We start from the raw sequence: 1,797 nt of genomic DNA on the forward strand, positions 1-1,797 counted from the left end.
CACTACTGGGGGATGTGGTTTGGCGAAGAGGACTACACCACATTTGATCACAATCCAGGGCGCTTCGCAAGCGAGTACGGGCTGCAGTCCTTCCCCGAGATGAAGACCGTCAGGAGCTTTGCCCGGGAGGCAGACTCCCTCAGCCTCGACCATCCTCTCGTGTCGCATCGGCAGCGCTCACCGGGAGGCAATGAGCGGCTGCGGCTCTATATGGATCAGGACTACCCGATGCCCGAGAGCTTTGCCGACTTCACTTACCTGAGTCTCCTCGAGCAGCGAGATGCCACCGGCTATGCCATCCGTGCCGTCCGTCGCGCCTATCCCTATAACGCCGGCTCGCTCTACTGGCAGATCAATGATGTCTGGCCCACAGTCAGCTGGTCCTCCGTCGACTACTGGGGCAATCACAAGGCGCTCCACTATGCGGTGGAGCGCGCCTACCGACCCACGATCGTCGACCTGGTGGAGCGGGGGGACTCGCTCGCCCTCTGTCTCGTCTCCGATGATCCGTTGCTCCGGGACTCTGTCGACGTGGAGGTGACCTGGATGCGGACAGACGGGAGCCTGCTTGTGACTCCTTCCCACCATACCTACCGGGTGACTGAGACGCCTTTCTCTGCGGAGCTGACCCGACTTCCGAAGCCGCAAACCTCCGATACCATCCTTGCAAAGCTGATGGTGAGGAATAGTTATGGGCAGGAGGTCGCTCGCCAGCTCTACTACAATGTCCGTCCCTCCCAGATGAAGTTGCCCCGCCCGCGCTATTTGGTCGAGGAGCGTCTGACGGAGAGAGGGCTGGCGGTCACCATTACCGCCGAGACCCTGATCAAGGACCTCTTTGTTGAGTCCCCCTGGCAGGGTGCTCTCTACTCGGATAATTTCTTTGACCTGCTCCCGGGGGAGACGAAGACGATAGAGATCTCTCATCCAGATGTGGAGAAGGGTAGGCTGACCTTTCACACCCTTAATGACCTGCTGAGAAATGAAGGAAAGTGAACTCATCATCGAGAATTGTGCCGGCGATGTCCCTTCATGTCTCGAGGCTGAGCGGGGTGGGGCGAGCCGAATAGAGCTCTGTGCCGCCCTCTCGGAGGGTGGTACCACGCCCTCTTACGGCACTGTGGCGACAGCCCTTCGCTGCTGTCATCTTCCCATCATCCCGATCATCCGGCCCCGCTCGGGCGACTTCCTCTACACAGAGACCGAGATCGATGTTATGCTGGAGGATATCCGAGTCTTGAGACGACTGGGAGTGGCCGGATTCTCACTCGGAGCCCTTACTCCGGATGGAGACTTGGACGAGGAGCTCTGCCGCCGGCTGATCCGAGAAGCAGAGGGACTTCCGGTCACGCTTCACCGGGCTTTTGATCGGGCGGCATCGCTCGAGGCATCCCTGGAGCAGGCGGTCGCCCTCGGCTTTGCCTGCATACTCACGTCGGGCGGCACCCCCTCGTCCCTTGACAGTCTGGATCAGATCCATAGTCTGGTGGAGCAGGCCGATGGACGCATCTGCATCATGGCTGGCAGCGGTATAACGGCTGATAATGCACGTCATGTCGTGGAGTCCACCGGCGTATCTGCGATTCATGGTACCTTTGCACGGCAGAGGGTTAGTGTCATGCGTCACTCCTCAGCGGCATTTCCACCCTCGTCTACGGCTCTGGTTCCAGAGAGGGACTACAGAGTGACCGATGCCGAGGCTATTTCATCCATACGTCAGAGTCTTTTATCATGAATACGATCGATATTGTTCTCTCACCCGAGTTGCTTGATGTCTACAGGCCTACTGAGCCGACC

Annotated in this window: 2 protein-coding genes; both read left to right on the forward strand. The window is 59.0% G+C overall.

Going from position 1 to position 1,797, the window contains the following annotated elements:
• Positions 1-996: glycoside hydrolase family 2 protein (locus Q0F21_RS07635; RefSeq protein WP_363282790.1), on the forward strand; the 996-nt coding region annotated here is incomplete at its 5' end.
• The gene (locus tag Q0F21_RS07640) at positions 983-1,735 is read left to right on the forward strand and encodes a copper homeostasis protein CutC (RefSeq protein ID WP_297238802.1); all 753 of its coding nucleotides are present in this window, start codon (positions 983-985) and stop codon (positions 1,733-1,735) included. The genes Q0F21_RS07635 and Q0F21_RS07640, both read left to right, overlap by 14 nt.
• Positions 1,736-1,797 lie beyond the last annotated feature (62 nt).

It is taken from the genome of uncultured Porphyromonas sp., from assembly GCF_934359325.1.
In the GTDB taxonomy this organism is placed as follows: Bacteria; Bacteroidota; Bacteroidia; order Bacteroidales; family Porphyromonadaceae; genus Porphyromonas_A.

Bases quoted from the DNA above. Each gene is read 5' to 3' on its own strand.
- Q0F21_RS07640 (WP_297238802.1), top strand. From the start codon at position 983: ATGAAGGAAAGTGAACTCATCATCGAGAATTGTGCCGGCGATGTCCCT.